This is a genomic window from uncultured Anaerobiospirillum sp., assembly GCF_902485895.1.
GTDB classification, from domain to species: Bacteria; Pseudomonadota; Gammaproteobacteria; order Enterobacterales; family Succinivibrionaceae; genus Anaerobiospirillum; species Anaerobiospirillum succiniciproducens.
Genome location: NZ_CABTML010000027.1, coordinates 70,048 through 86,549 on the forward strand (window position 1 = coordinate 70,048; position 16,502 = coordinate 86,549).

Genomic DNA, 16,502 nt, shown 5'->3' on the forward strand with positions numbered 1-16,502 from the left:
AAGATCACGGCACTATCGAGAGCAGCCATCGATGGTGTAGGCTCGATCATGGCACTATATAGAACAGCCATCGATGGTGTAGGCAAGATCATGGGACTGTTTAGAACAGCCATTAAAGGCTCTCACAAGATCATGGCACAAGGATAAGATCGCTATCTGTAGAATGACAAAGCCCCACAAACATTGCTGTTAGTGGGGCTTTGTTGTGTTTACAAGGTGTAAAACTTAGCAAAAGATCATTAGCGATTAGAACACAATGGTCTTATTGCCGTGGATGAATACCTTGTTATCAAAAACCTTATTTAAGGCACGTACGAGTACGATACGCTCAACGTCACGACCAGCCTTAGCCATGTCCTCAGCACTATAGCGGTGGTTAACCTTAATAACATCCTGCTGAATGATTGGGCCTTCATCGAGATTGTCAGTTACAAAGTGAGCGGTAGCACCGATGATCTTAACGCCACGATCGTAGGCCTGTTTGTAAGGTTTTGCACCAATGAATGCAGGTAAGAATGAGTGGTGAATGTTGATGAGCTTACCTAAAGGATAGTGAGCAACCATCTTAGGTGAAAGGATACGCATGTACTTAGCAAGGATGATGTAGTCAACATCGTACTCATCAATAACTTTCATCATGCGCTCTTCTTGCTCATCACGTGAAATACCGTCATGGGAAACTACGTGATAAGGGATATTGAACTTGGCAACTAAGTCACCTAAGTCTGGGTAGTTACCAGCTACCATCACGATCTCAGCATGCAGAGAACCTGAGTAGCTTTTAATGAGCAGATCACCAAGGCAGTGTGCTTCCTTAGTAACTAATACAGCGATACGTGGGAGCGTACCCTTGTCCTTTAAACGAACTACAGCATCATCTGGCAGCTTTGCACTAACACAACGTAAGAACTTGCTCTCGTGATTCTTGCTAAAGTCACCCTCAAGCACAGTACGCATGAAGAAGCGATTGTCTTCACTGGCAAACTCATCTTGACGAATGATGTTCAGGCCAAACTCGAAACAGGTAGCTGACACCTTAGCAATCAAACCAGTTTCGTCTGTACACTCAGTTAATAAAATCTTCTGTTGCATTTCTATACCTGCGGAACCTGACTTGCAGGAATCCAGCGCTGGATCGTTCATATCCCCAATTCTCATCTCCTAACAGTATTCCTAATGTACAAAATGAACACTTAATGATCCATTGGATATAAGTGTGCGCTACAACTAATTAGGATTATCTGTTCGTATGTCTAGGAGTGAGCATGAATTAATGTACTTATTTAATCGCCTAGCTGTTACCACAGAGCCAAGCGAAAAAGCACATGCAAATTAGATCTTAATAGGCAGCAAGTAGATAAAAGAGCTATCTGCTCATAGCAAGATCAGGCTCTAAAATGACACCACTTAGCTATCAGATCTGATGTTAAGCTTTTGATATTACCAGAAAGCAGAGCCTGCTTTTATACATGATGGAAATTTTCTATATGCTGCTCAATCGTGATCCATTTCATTAGGTCATACGTAGATAAATCGCATATTTTCAGCTCTGTATAGTAATCAATAAGCTTGAATGTCGAGTGTGCTCTATCTTTTGATTAGCATCCTCATACATCCTTTAATGACAATACAGGGAGCTAAAAAAGACAAAAGATCACCAAAACACGTAGTGACAAGCTAGTTTGCATAGGCTAATTATGCACATTTTTGGATCAGTTTGTCGGCAAATTTACACAAATATTTGAGCTATGGAGCGATATCTGCACCAAAATAAAACCTAAGTTTACGGCACTTTTGGGCACTTTTGCCCCACCATTGCACCATAGAATGCGATGAATATAGCACTTGCACTACAAACGTTCATTTTGAGTAAAAACAGCACATTTGTTTGATCAACGGTTATATTCTTTTTGGTCAATCTGCAATTATTTGCAAAGGAGCATTCTATGAGCGACGTCATGCAAGACATTACCGTCCTAGATAAAGTAGCAATCTTAAATATCCCAGGACATGATCCTATTCAGCTGCCTATGTTACGAGGCACTGAAGGACCCGAATGCATTGATATCCGCGAATTAGGTAAGCAAGGTTACTTCACTTACGACCCTGGTTTTGTCTCCACTGCTGCTTGCAGTTCCAGAATTACTTTCATTGACGGTAAGAAAGGTGTACTGCTCTATCGTGGTTACCCAATTGCTGACTTAGCTAGAAAGGCTGACTTCCTTCAGGTTTGTCACTTACTGTACAAAGGTGAGATGCCAAGCAAGCGTGAATACGACGATTGGAAGTACAAAGTTCAGCACCATACCTTAATCCATGAGCAGATTTCTTCCCTGTTCAAGGCTTTCCGTCGTGACTCTCACCCAATGGCTGTGTTATGTGGTATCGCTGGCGCTCTGTCTGCCTTCTATCATGGTAACCTCGACATTTACGATCCTGAGCACCGTGAAGCTACCGCAATTCGCCTGATTGCTAAGATCCCAACCTTAGCTGCCATGGCATACAAGTACTCTATCGGTCACCCATTCATCTACCCACGTAACGACTTAAGTTACGCTGGTAACTTCCTGCACATGATGTTTGCAACTCCATGTGAGAAGTACGAGATAAACCCTGTAATCGAAAGAGCACTTGATCGTATCTTTACTCTGCACGCCGATCACGAGCAGAACGCCTCTACCTCTTCTGTACGTTTAGCAGGTTCATCTGGTGCTAACCCTTATGCCTGTATCGCTGCAGGTATTGCCTCCTTATGGGGTCCAGCGCACGGTGGTGCTAACGAGGCCTGTCTGCGTATGCTTGAGCAGATCGGTACTGTAGAGCGTATTCCTGAGTTCATTAAGCGTGCTAAGGATAAGAACGATCCATTCAGACTCTCTGGCTTTGGTCACCGCGTCTATAAGACTTATGATCCACGTGCATTAGTAATGCGTGAGACCTGCCATGAGGTTTTACAAGAGCTGAAGATTGTTGATGACCCACTGTTAAAGGTTGCAACAGAGCTTGAGCAGATTGCTCTGAGTGATGAATACTTCGTTAAGCGTAACCTCTACCCTAACGTTGACTTCTACTCAGGCATCATCCTCAAGGCTATCGGTATTCCTGTTTCTATGTTTACCGTTATCTTTGCTCTGTCACGTACCATTGGTTGGATTTCTCACTGGAACGAAATGCAGAACATGGAAGAGAGCCGTATCGGTCGTCCTCGTCAGATTTACATCGGTGCTCCAGAGCGCCATGTTATCGCCATGGACGAGCGCTAAACTCAAGCTCAAACCACTTGCTACCTAATCTAGCAAAACATCTTGAACTAGCTTTCAGTGCAACTAGTTTAATCAAAGCCCACGCATAGTCGTGGGCTTTTGCATTTTGAATACACCCTTCAAGAACCATATAAGTCGCCGCACCTAAAACAAGCTACTACCTCTATGGCTTGCGATGCGATATGGGCCTCTATAAACATAGCTATTGCTCTTGCTCTTGCTCTTGCTCTTGCTCTTGCTCTTGCTCTAGAAGCAGCATGCACTGCGCAGACATTATTAACCTTAGTAGATGTAGGCTTATAGGTGCATGAGATTGCAAAGCTCTAGTGGCTGCTTAAAAGATATGACTGATTGAGGATGAGTTGATGAGGGGGTTAAAAAGGACGTGGGTAAGTTGCTGGCCTTTTGTCCGATTGAGGGGAGTGTGCTGCAGCTGCAGCGTGAACTGCTGTAGATTTTGGGCATAAAAAAGGGGACATAGCGTAAGCTATGGCCCCTCTTTGCAACCTAAGCGGCTGTTTTAAATCTGATTACAGACCTAAAGCAGCACGAGCCTGGTTAGCGATGGTCTCGAATGCGGCCTTCTCGTTGATAGCGAGCTCGGAGAGAACCTTACGGTCGATCTCGATGTTGGCCTTCTTTAAACCGTTCATGAACTTGCTGTAGCTTAAGCCGTACTGACGAGCAGCAGCATTGATACGAACGATCCACAGAGCGCGGAACTGACGCTTCTTCTGACGACGATCGCGGTATGCGTACTGACCAGCCTTGGTAACGGCCTGGACGGCAACACGGTAGGTACGGGAACGTGCACCGTAGTAACCCTTAGCTGCCTTTAAAACCTTCTTGTGACGGGCACGTGCGGTAACACCGCGCTTAACTCTTGCCATTTAGATATCCTCCAAAGATTAGGCGTAAGGTAACTGACGCATAATTGCGCGTACATTTGAATTATGAACGATGTTCATAGCACGTAATGAACGCTTACGCTTACGGCTCTTCTTGGTGAGGATGTGACGTAAGTTCTGGTGACGGCACTTGAAGTGACCGCTGCCGGTCTTCTTGAAGCGCTTTGCAACGCCACGGTCGGTCTTCATCTTGACCTTGACTTTTCCAGCCATTATTTATAACTCCGCATTGTTATGATGAAGATAGTAAGGAGCTCATGTCAGTAGCTGCCACTAAACTAGTCAGTGGCTGCTTTAGGGAACTGAACGTGAGGCTTGTAGTCCCTTAAAATCCTTATTTCTTTTTAGGGGCTAAAACCATAGTTGCCTGACGACCCTCAACACGTGAGGCGCTTTCAACTGTAGCTAAACCCATTTGTTCGCATAGATCGTGCTCTACGCGCTTGAGGACTTCAATACCTAAGTGTTGGTGAGCCATTTCGCGTCCACGGAAGCGTAAGGTCACCTTAGCCTTGTTGCCCTCTTCTAAGAAGCGGACCAGGTTGCGTAGTTTAACCTGATAGTCGCCTTCATCGGTAGCAGGACGGAATTTGATTTCCTTAATCTGAACTACCTTTTGCTTCTTCTTTTTCTGATCCTTGCTCTTTTCGTAGAGGTACTTGCCATACTCAATCAAGCGACAAACTGGCGGATCAGCATTAGGACTGATTTCTACAAGATCCACATTAGCTTCACGAGCTAAACGTAGAGCTTCTACGGTAGGCATAACGCCAATTGCTTCGTTATCCTGACCAAGCAGACGCACTTCACGGCATCTGATATCACCATTTACCCGGTTCTTAGGCTGTGGCCTACCGGTCTTTCTTGCGCTATTTATAGCAGACTCCTACTATCCAAAAAGATCACTGATCAGGCTGCATACATGTGTTGAGCCTGACACATAACAAAAGAGCATAAAATGATATTTACTTTCAGTGCTCTTTTGTTACATCAAAGCCATGTTTACGCGACTTGATGCAGCTATTTGCTACTTCTTTTCCTCAGGCTTTTCATCGGCCTTGGAAAAAAGTTTGCGCGACATGATATCAGATTTAATCATTGCGATCAAATCATCAATCGACATTGCACCTAAATCAACACCCTTTCTTGTACGAACAGCTACTTGACCGTTCTCTGCCTCTCTGTCACCACAGACAAGCATGTAAGGGGTATGCATTAAGGTATGCTCGCGAATCTTGAAGCCAACCTTGTCGTTACGTAAGTCTGAACGTACACGGATGCCAGCCTCATCAAGCTTGCGAGTAACTTCCTTAACGTACTCAACCTGATTAGAAGTGATGTTCATAACCACTGCCTGAACAGGAGAGAGCCATACAGGGAATGCACCAGCAAATTCTTCGGTAAGAATACCGATGAAGCGCTCTAAAGAACCTAACATTGCACGGTGAATCATAACAGGAACGTGATCCTTGTTATCCTCACCTACGTAGTGGGCATCTAAACGCTGTGGCAGCGAGAAGTCGAGCTGAATGGTACCGCACTGCCATGCACGACCTAAAGAGTCGTGTAAGGTGAACTCGATCTTAGGGCCGTAGAAAGCACCTTCACCTGGCTGCAGTTCAAACTCAAGACCGTTTGCTACTAATGCATCAGCTAAGTCCTTTTCAGACTTATCCCAAATCTCATCAGAGCCAATACGCTTCTCAGGACGGGTAGAGAGCTTAACGTCAACCTTGTGGAAGCCGAAGTTATCATAAACTTCGTAAACGAACTTAATGCACTCAGTAACTTCCTGAAGAATTTGATCCTCAGTAATAAATACGTGAGCGTCATCCTGCTCGAAACCACGTACACGCAGAAGACCGTGCAGAGAGCCTGAAGGTTCATTACGGTGATCCTTACCAAACTCAGCCATACGAATTGGCAGATCACGATAAGAACGAGTACGGCTATTGAAAATCTGAATTGCGCCTGGGCAGTTCATTGGCTTAATAGCGTAGTCACGGTTCTCAGAAGAGGTGGTAAACATGTTCTCCTGATACTTATCCCAGTGACCAGAACGCTCCCACAGTACACGATCCATAATCTGAGGAGTGTTAACCTCAATATAGCCGTACTTGTGGAGGAGAGTACGCATGTAGTTCTCAATCAGGCGGTAAATGGTCCAACCATCGTTGTGCCAGAATACTAAGCCTGGAGCTTCCTGTTGGAAGTGGAACAGATCAAGCTTCTTACCTAATACGCGGTGATCGCGCTTAGCTGCCTCTTCACGCTTCTTAATGTAATCAGCAAGTTCTTCCTTGCTAGCCCAAGCAGTACCGTAGATACGCTGGAGCATCTTGTTCTTAGAATCACCACGCCAGTAAGCACCTGCAAAGTGAGTGAGCTTAAAGTGCTGGCAGAAAGACATGTGTGGTACGTGAGGGCCACGGCACATGTCGGTGTATTCTTCATGGTGATATAAAGCTGGGTGATCGCTCTTTTCGATGTTCTCTTCTAAGATGAGCTTCTTGTAAGGCTCGGAACGCTCATCAAAAACATCGTGGGCGCGTTGCCAATCAACTACTTCCTTGATGACCTTGTAGTCAGTCTTGGCAAGCTCGTGCATACGTGCATCTAAAGCTTCCATATCCTCAGTAGTTAACTTACGGTCGATATCTACGTCGTAGTAGAAGCCGTTATCAACTACAGGGCCGATAGCCATCTTGGTGTCAGGCCACAGCTGCTTGATGGCGTGACCTAATAAGTGAGCGCAAGAGTGACGAATGATCTCAAGACCATCCTTGTCCTTTGGAGTAACAATCTCTACTTTTGCATCTTCGGTTACTAAGTCGCAAGCGTCGTGTAAAACGCCATCGATACGACCAGCAACACAGCTACGAGCTAAACCTGGGCCGATGCTGGCAGCAATGTCAGCAATTGAGACTGCGCTATCAAACTCTTTGACTGCGCCATTTGGAAGAGTAATTTTTGGCATATTAAACAACCTGACGGTGCTAACGATGCACCTTACGGTCCTCAATAGAAAAACAAAAACATTAACGATCGAACGCAACCATGCGCAAACTAACTCGTTAGCGCCATCCCGTGCGAACTATCAGACTGTACAGTATACGCCTCAATTGACCTTTGCGCTTAACCAAAGTGGATTTTTTCCTGTTTTACAATCAATAAGATCACCGTATTTCAAAAACGGATGCAAATACCCACAACGATCCACTATGCTCAAGGACACCACTAACAGTAAGACCATAAAATAAGCTACGCTAGAAAGCCATCAGATCGCACGTTTATACCCGCTCTACTGCATGACAGAGCAACCTTTAACAATGCTCAATCGAATAGCTTACTGCCTTTATCAATGCTCTAAAACCATCATAGATTGCCATCAATAAGGTAAGAACAATAGAGCGATTTATGCGCTTTAAACAGCAACGGCAAGCCAAAGTAAAGCAAATGAAAAGCAATTGACATACGTATCCTTAACATCCAATTGCAAAAAGTTTAAAAAAACTCTTGCACCTCACCATGCTCATCTATATAATGCACTCCTGTTGATTGAACTTAGGTTCTAAAACATGCGCCTTTAGCTCAGCTTGGTTAGAGCATCACCTTGACATGGTGGGGGTCGGTGGTTCGAGTCCACTAAGGCGCACCATCCACGCAGCCGGCTTCAGCCGGTTTTTTTGTGCCCAAAATTCCTCGATGCCGGCTTCAGCCGGTTTTTTTGTGCCCAAAATTCCTCGATGCCGGCTTCAGCCGGTTTTTTTTTGTGCCCAAAATTCCTCGATGCCGGCTTCAGCCGGTTTTTTTTGTGCCCAAAATTCCTCGATGCGGGCCTGTGCCGTTTTTTTTGTGTCCAAAAATCCTATCTTCATATTTCCTATCGCCCTATTTCATATCCACTATTTCCTATCCTTAGGCTCTGTATGGCGTTGCATTACTTTTAGTTTGTGCATGTTAATCGAGTCTTTTTGATCGTGTCAGCAAGTTTGAGCGCAAAATCTTGCATCATGGCTTGTGATTCTAGATACTCATCTATTAAGACAAGGTGTGTGTGATGAAGCACAAGGCAGCCTTAGCATCCATGCTTACTAAGTTTATGCAGTTTTAATCTGTTATTTTGGACTAACGATGCATCTAGACTTAGTGCAACTCTCTTTATAATGTTAAGGATTTACTAATCTTATTAGCATCTAGCAAGTGCACATATATATGTGTGCTGTGCTTATGCAACACTACAGAATTACGGAGCTAAATTTAGACATAGTTCTATGGCTCTAACTTATCTAATAGGATTGAGATGCTTAAGTTTTTCGCTTTTGTGTTTGTTGCTTTGATCATATTAGCCGTAGCTGCTACTACAGCAATGCTTTTCATGGCTTAGTTCAGGGCATACTGACACATAAAATTAGTCCTAATTCTTCACTAATTCACTTGTGATATGCTCACACCATCGTCTAGTTAGTCCAGATTACTTTTTAGGTTAACGAATGTTCAAGAAGACTCTTATTGCCTCTGCTGTAACTGCTGTTTTTGCCCTTACTTCACAAGGTGTACAGGCAAACCCAATTACCGACTTAGTTTCAGGCTTTGTTAAGGACGCAGCTACCGTTCAGTTCGACGCACGTCGCGGTGGTAGCCGTTCTTTTTCACGTTCAAGCGCTCCTAAGAGAAGTGTAAGCTCAACTCGTACTGCACAAAAGCGTCCAGTAGCTGACACCAAGGCACCAGCTCAGAACAACGCAGCTACCGCTCAGCGTCCAGGCCAGCAGAACACTCCTAATGCCCCACAGGCTGCCCCAACTGGCGGCATGGGTATGGGTGGTTCATTCATCTCCTCATTAGCCGGTGCTGGTGCTGGTGTTCTCCTCGCTAACATGCTCTTAAGCCCAACCGCTGCTGCCTCTCAGGGTACTGAGGTTGCTACCCCAGACATGTTATCTGATGCTCAGATCGACGAGTGCTTAGCTCAGATCAAGCTGGACATCGAAGATGCAAAGGCACGTTTAGCTGAGGCTGCTCCAGAGGATCAGAACGCTATCCGTGATGAGCTTAGCAAGATGAACGAGCTGCAGATCACCTTATTAAACGAGCAGATCAATCGTATCCAGAAGGGTTAATCTAAACCTATCGGTTTGGTTAACCTAAACCTATCGGTTAGGTTTATCTAAGCCCTATGCTCAGTGCTAATATTCATTAGCGCAAAAGGCCGCTTCCATATTGGTTGCGGCTTTTTTGTTGGCCTCATGAAATGAAGCTCAACACGTAAATTGGCTCTTGAAATGAGCCAAAGAAAAAAGGCCAACCTAGATTGCTCTGGGGTGGCCTTTTTTTCTTTATGCATGATGAAAGTCATGCATAGCTCTTGTTAAAAGCTTAGATGTTGTAGATCTCAAGATCTTCAGAGGAGTCTTTCCAAGCCTTATCTGCCTTAGCGTCATCTGAACGCTGGCGATCAAGGTACTCAAAATACTCTTCATCAACACCAGGTGTGATGTACTCACCAGTGAATACAGACTCTTCAAATACGGTAAGTGCTGGATTCTCTTGACGTACAGCAGCCTCAAGATCCTTTAAGTCTTGGTAAATGAGGGCATCAGCATGAATCATCTGAGCGATTTCTTCATTGGTACGCTCATGAGCAATCAGCTCTTTCTTGGTAGGCATGTCGATGCCATAAACGTTGGCATAACGCACCTCTGGAGCAGCTGAAGCGAAGTAAACCTTCTCAGCACCTGCTTCCTTGGCCATATCAACGATCTGACCTGAGGTAGTACCGCGCACGATAGAGTCGTCAACAAGCAGTACACGCTTACCCTTAAACTCTGCTGGAATTGGGTTGAGCTTATTGCGTACTGACTTCTTACGCTGCTTCTGACCAGGCATAATGAAAGTACGGCCGATATAGCGGTTCTTCACAAAGCCCTGACGGTATGGCAGACCTAAGATACGAGCAATCTGCACAGCGATATCGCATGAAGTCTCTGGAATTGGGATAACAACGTCGATATCGAGGTGGCTAAACTCACGCTTGATCTTCTCAGCAAGGAAAGTACCCATGCTGACACGAGCTGCATATACTGAAACACCGTTCATAACTGAATCTGGACGTGCAAAGTATACGTACTCGAAAATACAAGGCTGCAGCTTAGCATTGTCTGCACACATGCTGCTGTGTAAGGTGCCGTTCTCTTCGATTACAACAGCCTCACCTGGAGCAATGTCGCGTACTAATTCAAAGCCACATACAGTAAGAGCGCAAGACTCAGATGCAACCATGTACTCAGTAAAGCCATCCTCGCCTTTGCGCTGACCTAAGACTAATGGACGAATACCAAATGGATCACGGAAAGCAACTACGCCTACACCGATGATTAAAGAAATCACAGCGTAACCGCCTGAAATCTCCTTATCAACGCCACGAATAGCATTGAAGATGTCTTCAGGAGTTGGCAGTCTCTGGCAGTCGGTAATCTTCTGTAAGTGCCAAGCAAAGATGTTTAATAACATCTCGGAGTCAGAGGTAGTATTTACATGACGGAAGATGCCATTGCACTTTTCCTTTAACTCACGGCTGTTTGTTAAATTACCGTTGTGAGCTAAAGCGATACCGAATGGTGAGTTAACGTAGAAAGGCTGAGCTTCTGCAGCTGATGAACAGCCTGCAGTTGGATAACGAACGTGACCAATACCGGTGTTACCCTTGAGGCGTCTCATGTGCTTCTGCTCGAAGACATCACTAACTAAGCCATTAGCCTTACGCTGTCTAAAGTTACCCTCATCAAGAGTAATAATGCCAGCTGCATCCTGACCACGGTGCTGTAAAACGGTTAAGGCATCATAGATTGTCAGGTTAACTGGTGAGTTGGAGACAATGCCCACTACTCCGCACATATTAGGCTCCTAAATTGAAGTCGATGCCGTTAGAGGCAGTCGGTCCGTTAGCAAAGAACCAGTTAACGATTCTCTGCAGCTCAGGGATAAATAAAGAATCTCTGTAGAAAGGTGAATCAGCAACAAAGCTTAAGATATGGAGTTTGAAGCCGATCTGCATCAGTGCCAAGATTACGCAGACAACTAAAATGCCACGTAATATACCAAACACCATGCCTAAAAGACGATCGGTTCCAGATAGTCCGACCTTTTCAATGATCGAACGCAAAATGGCTCCGCACAGACCTACCACAATTAAGGTGGCGATAAACAGAACCACTGCGGCTACTGATTTTCTGACTACATCGTCGGCTGATATAAATTCAAGCTTAGGTGCCAGCGCCTCATAGAAGCGGCTGGACACGATAAAGGTACTCACCCAAGCAACTAGTGAAATTGCCTCTTTAACAAAGCCTCTCAATAATGAGAGGCCGCCTGAAATCAGTACAACACCGAGGATTAGCCAATCGGCTATTGTGAGCATTACTTAGAAATAACCTCGAGACCATTCAGGTATGGACGCAGAGCCTTAGGCACAGTGATAGAGCCATCAGCATTCTGATAGTTTTCCATAACTGCAACCAAAGTACGGCCAACAGCAAGACCAGAACCATTAAGAGTGTGTACAAGCTCAATCTTGCCGTCCTTACGGCGCAGACGGGCTTGCATACGGCGAGCCTGGAAGTCTGTGCAGTTAGAGCAAGAAGAAATCTCACGATAGGTGTTCTGAGCTGGTAACCAAACCTCAAGATCGTGGGTCATAGCAGCAGAGAAGCCCATGTCACCAGTAGATAAGGTGATGACACGATAAGGCAGCTCTAAAGCCTGCAGTACAGACTCAGCGTCATTGGTCAGCTGCTCTAAGGCCTCATAAGAGTCCTCTGGGCGAACGATCTGAACCATCTCAACCTTGTCGAACTGGTGCATACGGATAAGACCACGAGTATCACGACCAGCTGAACCGGCCTCAGAACGGAAGCAAGGGGTGTGAGCGGTTACCTTAATTGGAAGCTCATCTTCTGGGATGATTTCGCCACGAACCATGTTAGTAAGTGGAACTTCAGCAGTTGGAATCAGAGCAAACTGACGATTTACATCATCGCCATCAGCATTGCCAGATAACTTGGTTAAGAATAAGTCCTCACCAAACTTTGGCATCTGGCCGGTGCCATATAAAGAGTCCATGTTCACTAAGTATGGAACATAAACCTCAGTGTAGCCTTGCTTGTTGCAGTGCAGATCAATCATCAGCTGCACTAAAGCACGGTGCAGGGCACAGATTGGGCCCTTCATGAGAGCAAAACGAGCACCAGAAATCTTACGTGCGTTTTCAAAGTCGAGCTGGCCTAAGCCCTCACCTAAAGCAACGTGATCCTTGATTTCAAAATCAAAGGTACGTGGAGTGCCCCAACGACGAACTTCAACGTTGGCCTCCTCATCTGCACCTACAGGAACAGACTCGTGAGGGAGGTTAGGAATAGTAAGAGCGATAGACTCGATCTCAGCTAAAACTGCATCCTGCTGCTTCTTGGTGGTATCAAGCTCATCACCAATAGCACTAACTTCAGCCTTGATAGCACTTACGTCCTTGCCCTCGCGGATTGCCTGACCGATGGACTTGGATAATGAGTTGCGCTTTGCCTGCAGATCTTGAGTACGAACCATCAGGTCTTTACGCTGCTCCTCAAGAGCACTTAACTTATCAACATCAAGGTTGAAATTACGAGTAGCCAGGATCTCTTTGGTCTTGGCTAAATCGTTGCGGATATATTTAGAATCAAGCATGACAAGCTCGCTGAATAAATTCAAAACTCTAGGTTGAGACAAGAAGCCATCTTAAGTGCTCCTGTGCAAAAACTCGCATTGCAACTAGCTACAAGCTAACTTGCATCCTTGACGAACTTTTGCACAGGCTCACTTTAGATGCCTAAAGAAGGTCTAACTTTACATAGAAAGTTAGGCAATAGACCCATACAAATTAAGCATGTATATGTGCATATACTGCTCAAATGTATAGCGATGATCATCCTGTCGTATAAAATCTTAGAATTTTATCACGAATTAGACTCTAAAGCCCGCCCGAGTTCCTATTCAACAAACTAAGGTGCAACAAAATTACTAGCTCATGCTTTTAAAAATTGCTTGCCAAGCTACTCTACACGCCGTTTGACAGCTTGTACCCATCCCTCTATTAATTTTTGCCACCATCTTTTGTACCCCATTGGCATACAACTAAACTAAACAAAAATTGTCTGAAATACAGAGCCAATTGAGCACAACCATTTTTAGCCTGTTTCAATTGGACAAGGCTAGTCTTGAGCATGGATATGACTTAACTAAGCTAGTAGTGGCCATGGATACGATTTAACTAAACTAGTCGTGGCCATGGATACGACTTAACTAAGCTAGTCGTGGCCATGGATACGACTTAACTAAGCTAGTCGTGGCCATGGATACGATTTAACTAAGTTAGTCGTGGCCCGGCTTGCTATGGTCATCACCAAAAAGGTCAGGGTAGCGGCGCTTAAGCTCTGAGAGCATATGTTTGGCATGTTCACGAGTAAAACGCTGTTCATTTGGAGCAGCTTCATCAAGCTTACGTAAGTAATCTAAACGCTGCAGTAAATACTGCTCGTAGCCGCGATTAGTTGGAGTGTAGTAAGTACGGCCATGTAACTCCTCAGGCATAAAACACTCTCCCGGTGCATAGCCATTTGGATAGTCATGGGCATAACGATAGCCATCATGATAACCAAGCGATTCCATGAGCTTGGTTGGGGCATTACGAATGTAGAGCGGCACATCAAATGAAGGCAGAGTTGAAGCATCTGCACGCGCCGTATTAAAGGCGTTATACAGATGATTGCTCTTTGGAGCCATAGCCATATAGACCGCTGCCTCAGCAATCGCTCTTTCGCCTTCGGCCTCACCCACGCGCGTAAAGATATCCCAGGCGTTAAGTCCCACTTGCATAGCTTGAGGATCCGCAAGCCCAATATCTTCAGTAGCGATCGCAAGCAGCCGTCTTGCTACATACAGAGGATCACCGCCAGCCTCTAAGATACGTGAATACCAATACAAAGCAGCATCAGGGGCACTACCGCGTACTGACTTATGGAAAGCAGAGATGAGATCGTAGTAGGCATCACCGCCTTTATCGTAACTAATGAGGCGACGACCTGCGACTGCTCCTACCATGGCATAAGTAATGACATTACGCCCATCAGGTAATGGAGAGGCGTCATCAGCAAGCATCTCTAAGGTTGTTAGTAAGTTACGTCCATCGCCATCACATAGCTGAATGAGCGCATTACGTACGCGATCATCAAAAGTAAGGTTCTCTTTTTTAAGACCATGCTCTGAGCTTAATGCCAAATCAATAAGGTCTGAAAGCTCTTTTTCACTAAGCTTTTTGAGGACATACACGCGAGCACGTGACAAGAGCGCTGAGTTAACTTGGAATGATGGGTTTTCAGTAGTAGCGCCAATAAATATGACGGTACCATTCTCAATATGCGGCAAGAAAGCATCTTGCTGAGCTTTATTAAAACGATGCACCTCATCGACAAAGAGCATGGTACGTATACCACGGCGGCGGCGATCTTTAGCTCGTTCTACAGCCTCGCGTATATCCTTGATACCTGCAGCTACAGCTGAGATTTCTTCTAGTACGGCATGAGAGCTATTAGCGATGATATGAGCCAAGGTAGTTTTACCTACACCTGGTGGTCCCCAAAAGATCATGGAGTAGCACTGTCCACGCTCAAGAGCGCGACGCAGTGGCTTACCAGGACCAATTAAATGACTTTGGCCAATGTACTCATCTAAATTTCGTGGTCTTAAACGCGCTGCTAGTGGGGCAAAAGGATCATAGGCTGCATCTTTATCCACCATTGCACTAGTAGCAACAGCACCTGCGCTATCTTTTTCAGACGCTATTTCGCTCATACCAGCGCCACTGCCATTAGTCACAGTAAACTCAGGTATAGAGACTTTAGCACTACTAGTTGATGAGCCTTTAAATGCAGAGCTATTGCTATCTGACTCTCTGAGGTCATCATCTAGAGCACCAAGAAAAGAGTCCTTGAGAGAATCCATTGCGAAACCTATTCATCCTAAAAAAATGACCACTGCCCATGGCTTTGACCATGGGACTCATGCCTATTAAGGATAGGCTAATCTAGCAGCACTACCACATCACTTACTCAAGTGCTGCAGCTTAGCTCTTGAGCGTTGAAGCTTAGAGTACTTACAGCGCCCGCGCATCAGCAATTACAGCGCATCGGCATAAACAATTGCAGCCCCGTGCATCAGCAATTGCAGCGCATCGGCATAAACAATTGCAGCCCCGTGCATCAGCAATTGCAGCGCTTCGGATAAACAATTGCAGCGCCCGCGCATCAGCAAGATGACAATTGATGAGTATCTCTTGCTTTGTTTTGACGGGATCTTAACGCTGATCGTCTACCTCAACGTCTTTTGGCAGCTTGAAATCAAACTTCTCATCGGCAGCATTTGCTGACTGCTTGGTGAAAAGATAGAAGTTAGTGTTGCCATCATCCATGCGTAAGGTTAAAGACTCAAGCAATTGTACTGAGCCTTTGCTTTTGGCCTCAGGAACAAAAGAGATGGTCAGACTTTGAATATCACTACCTGAAACAGGAGTTAAGGTAAAACGATCGCCATCGCGGGTGACATTGTAATCGTTCCAAACACTCTCATCGTTGCCAGAAAGGAGCATCATTGGATTGGAGCTAATGGCAGTTGTAGAGAAGATAGATACCTGATTTACGACCTCATCGTAAAAGTAGATATCCTTATCCTTAGTGTAGAGTACGGTGACATCAGGTGAGTCGGTGTACATGATGAAGCTATGTGGGCGTTTTAAGTACAGCTCACCACTACCATCAGCAATTAAACCACCATTACCATCGCTAAGCTCTTGTCGAAACTTGGCTGAAAATGCACTTAACTTTGAGAGCATATCTTTAAGATCTTGCTTAGCTTGCTCAGCATTTACTGCGGCAGCTGCCTTGGCAGCATATGCGTTTTGAATGGATACAGGAGCTGCAAGACAAACTGCAGCACCAACAACAGCGGCTAAAGCCATAGTACGAATCGATGTCATAATCATAATTAGCGCACGTCCTAGCATTGATATGACAGACAGCGCCTACCTCATTTAGTTCGCTTAAGAAAAATTAAGTGTTTTTATTAGCTTTGGTCTTTTGCAGCTAATACTTGCTATCACATGGGTAGTCCATAGCGTTCATATGCTAAGACCCCATCATAAAAGATAATCACCAAGTGCTTAAGATGCCATTGTACACAAGATATACCTAGCAAAAGCTTAGCACATTCACTTTAGCCTCATAACAAAAAACCCGGACAAGGA

12 protein-coding genes and 1 tRNA gene are annotated in these 16,502 nt (G+C 45.1%); 3 read left to right on the forward strand and 10 right to left on the reverse strand.

What is annotated here, in order from left to right:
• Positions 1-246: 246 nt before the first annotated feature.
• Positions 247-1,092 carry a formyltetrahydrofolate deformylase gene (purU, locus tag RDO37_RS02390; RefSeq protein WP_027938967.1) on the reverse strand — a complete coding sequence of 282 codons (846 nt, stop codon included), beginning with the start codon at positions 1,090-1,092 and terminating at the stop codon, positions 247-249.
• Positions 1,093-1,946: 854 nt separating this feature from the next.
• Here purU and RDO37_RS02395 point away from each other — a divergent pair.
• Positions 1,947-3,263: a citrate synthase gene (locus RDO37_RS02395; protein WP_084281589.1), complete on the forward strand. Its 1,317-nt coding sequence runs from the start codon at positions 1,947-1,949 to the stop codon at positions 3,261-3,263.
• A gap of 530 nt (positions 3,264-3,793) precedes the next feature.
• On the opposite strand, the gene rplT is transcribed toward RDO37_RS02395, so the two are convergent.
• The 4 genes from rplT to thrS form a co-directional block, all read right to left on the reverse strand.
• On the reverse strand, positions 3,794-4,153 hold the full coding sequence (gene rplT / locus RDO37_RS02400) for a 50S ribosomal protein L20 (RefSeq protein ID WP_027938965.1): 360 nt from the start codon (positions 4,151-4,153) through the stop codon (positions 3,794-3,796).
• Between the two features lie 18 nt (positions 4,154-4,171).
• Positions 4,172-4,384: a 50S ribosomal protein L35 gene (rpmI, locus tag RDO37_RS02405; protein WP_027938964.1), complete on the reverse strand. Its 213-nt coding sequence runs from the start codon at positions 4,382-4,384 to the stop codon at positions 4,172-4,174.
• Positions 4,385-4,505: 121 nt separating this feature from the next.
• Positions 4,506-5,048, reverse strand: coding sequence for a translation initiation factor IF-3 (gene infC / locus RDO37_RS02410; protein WP_084281588.1), 543 nt, complete (start codon positions 5,046-5,048; stop codon positions 4,506-4,508).
• 150 nt (positions 5,049-5,198) lie between these two features.
• Positions 5,199-7,148: a threonine--tRNA ligase gene (gene thrS / locus RDO37_RS02415; RefSeq protein ID WP_027938962.1), complete on the reverse strand. Its 1,950-nt coding sequence runs from the start codon at positions 7,146-7,148 to the stop codon at positions 5,199-5,201.
• A gap of 603 nt (positions 7,149-7,751) precedes the next feature.
• On the opposite strand from thrS, the gene RDO37_RS02420 reads away from it, so the two are divergent.
• Together RDO37_RS02420 and RDO37_RS02425 are read left to right on the forward strand one after the other, a co-directional pair.
• A tRNA-Val gene (locus RDO37_RS02420) sits at positions 7,752-7,829 on the forward strand.
• A gap of 835 nt (positions 7,830-8,664) precedes the next feature.
• Entirely contained in the window at positions 8,665-9,294 is a 630-nt protein-coding gene (locus RDO37_RS02425; protein WP_027938961.1) for a hypothetical protein, read from the forward strand.
• A 256-nt stretch (positions 9,295-9,550) separates the two neighbouring features.
• Here RDO37_RS02425 and purF read toward each other — a convergent pair whose 3' ends face one another.
• The 5 genes from purF to lolA all read right to left on the reverse strand — a co-directional run bounded on the left by purF (position 9,551) and on the right by lolA (position 16,241).
• On the reverse strand, positions 9,551-11,068 hold the full coding sequence (gene purF, locus RDO37_RS02430) for an amidophosphoribosyltransferase (protein ID WP_308497986.1): 1,518 nt from the start codon (positions 11,066-11,068) through the stop codon (positions 9,551-9,553).
• Position 11,069: 1 nt separating this feature from the next.
• A complete protein-coding gene (locus RDO37_RS02435) occupies positions 11,070-11,591 on the reverse strand; it encodes a CvpA family protein (protein WP_308497987.1) in 522 nt (173 codons plus the stop codon).
• The gene (gene serS / locus RDO37_RS02440) at positions 11,591-12,892 is read right to left on the reverse strand and encodes a serine--tRNA ligase (RefSeq protein ID WP_027938959.1); all 1,302 of its coding nucleotides are present in this window, start codon (positions 12,890-12,892) and stop codon (positions 11,591-11,593) included. The genes RDO37_RS02435 and serS overlap by 1 nt, the downstream gene beginning before the upstream one ends.
• Before the next feature lie 684 nt (positions 12,893-13,576).
• Positions 13,577-15,001 carry a replication-associated recombination protein A gene (locus tag RDO37_RS02445; protein WP_308497999.1) on the reverse strand — a complete coding sequence of 475 codons (1,425 nt, stop codon included), beginning with the start codon at positions 14,999-15,001 and terminating at the stop codon, positions 13,577-13,579.
• 556 nt (positions 15,002-15,557) lie between these two features.
• On the reverse strand, positions 15,558-16,241 hold the full coding sequence (lolA, locus tag RDO37_RS02450; protein ID WP_281710658.1) for an outer membrane lipoprotein chaperone LolA: 684 nt from the start codon (positions 16,239-16,241) through the stop codon (positions 15,558-15,560).
• Positions 16,242-16,502 lie beyond the last annotated feature (261 nt).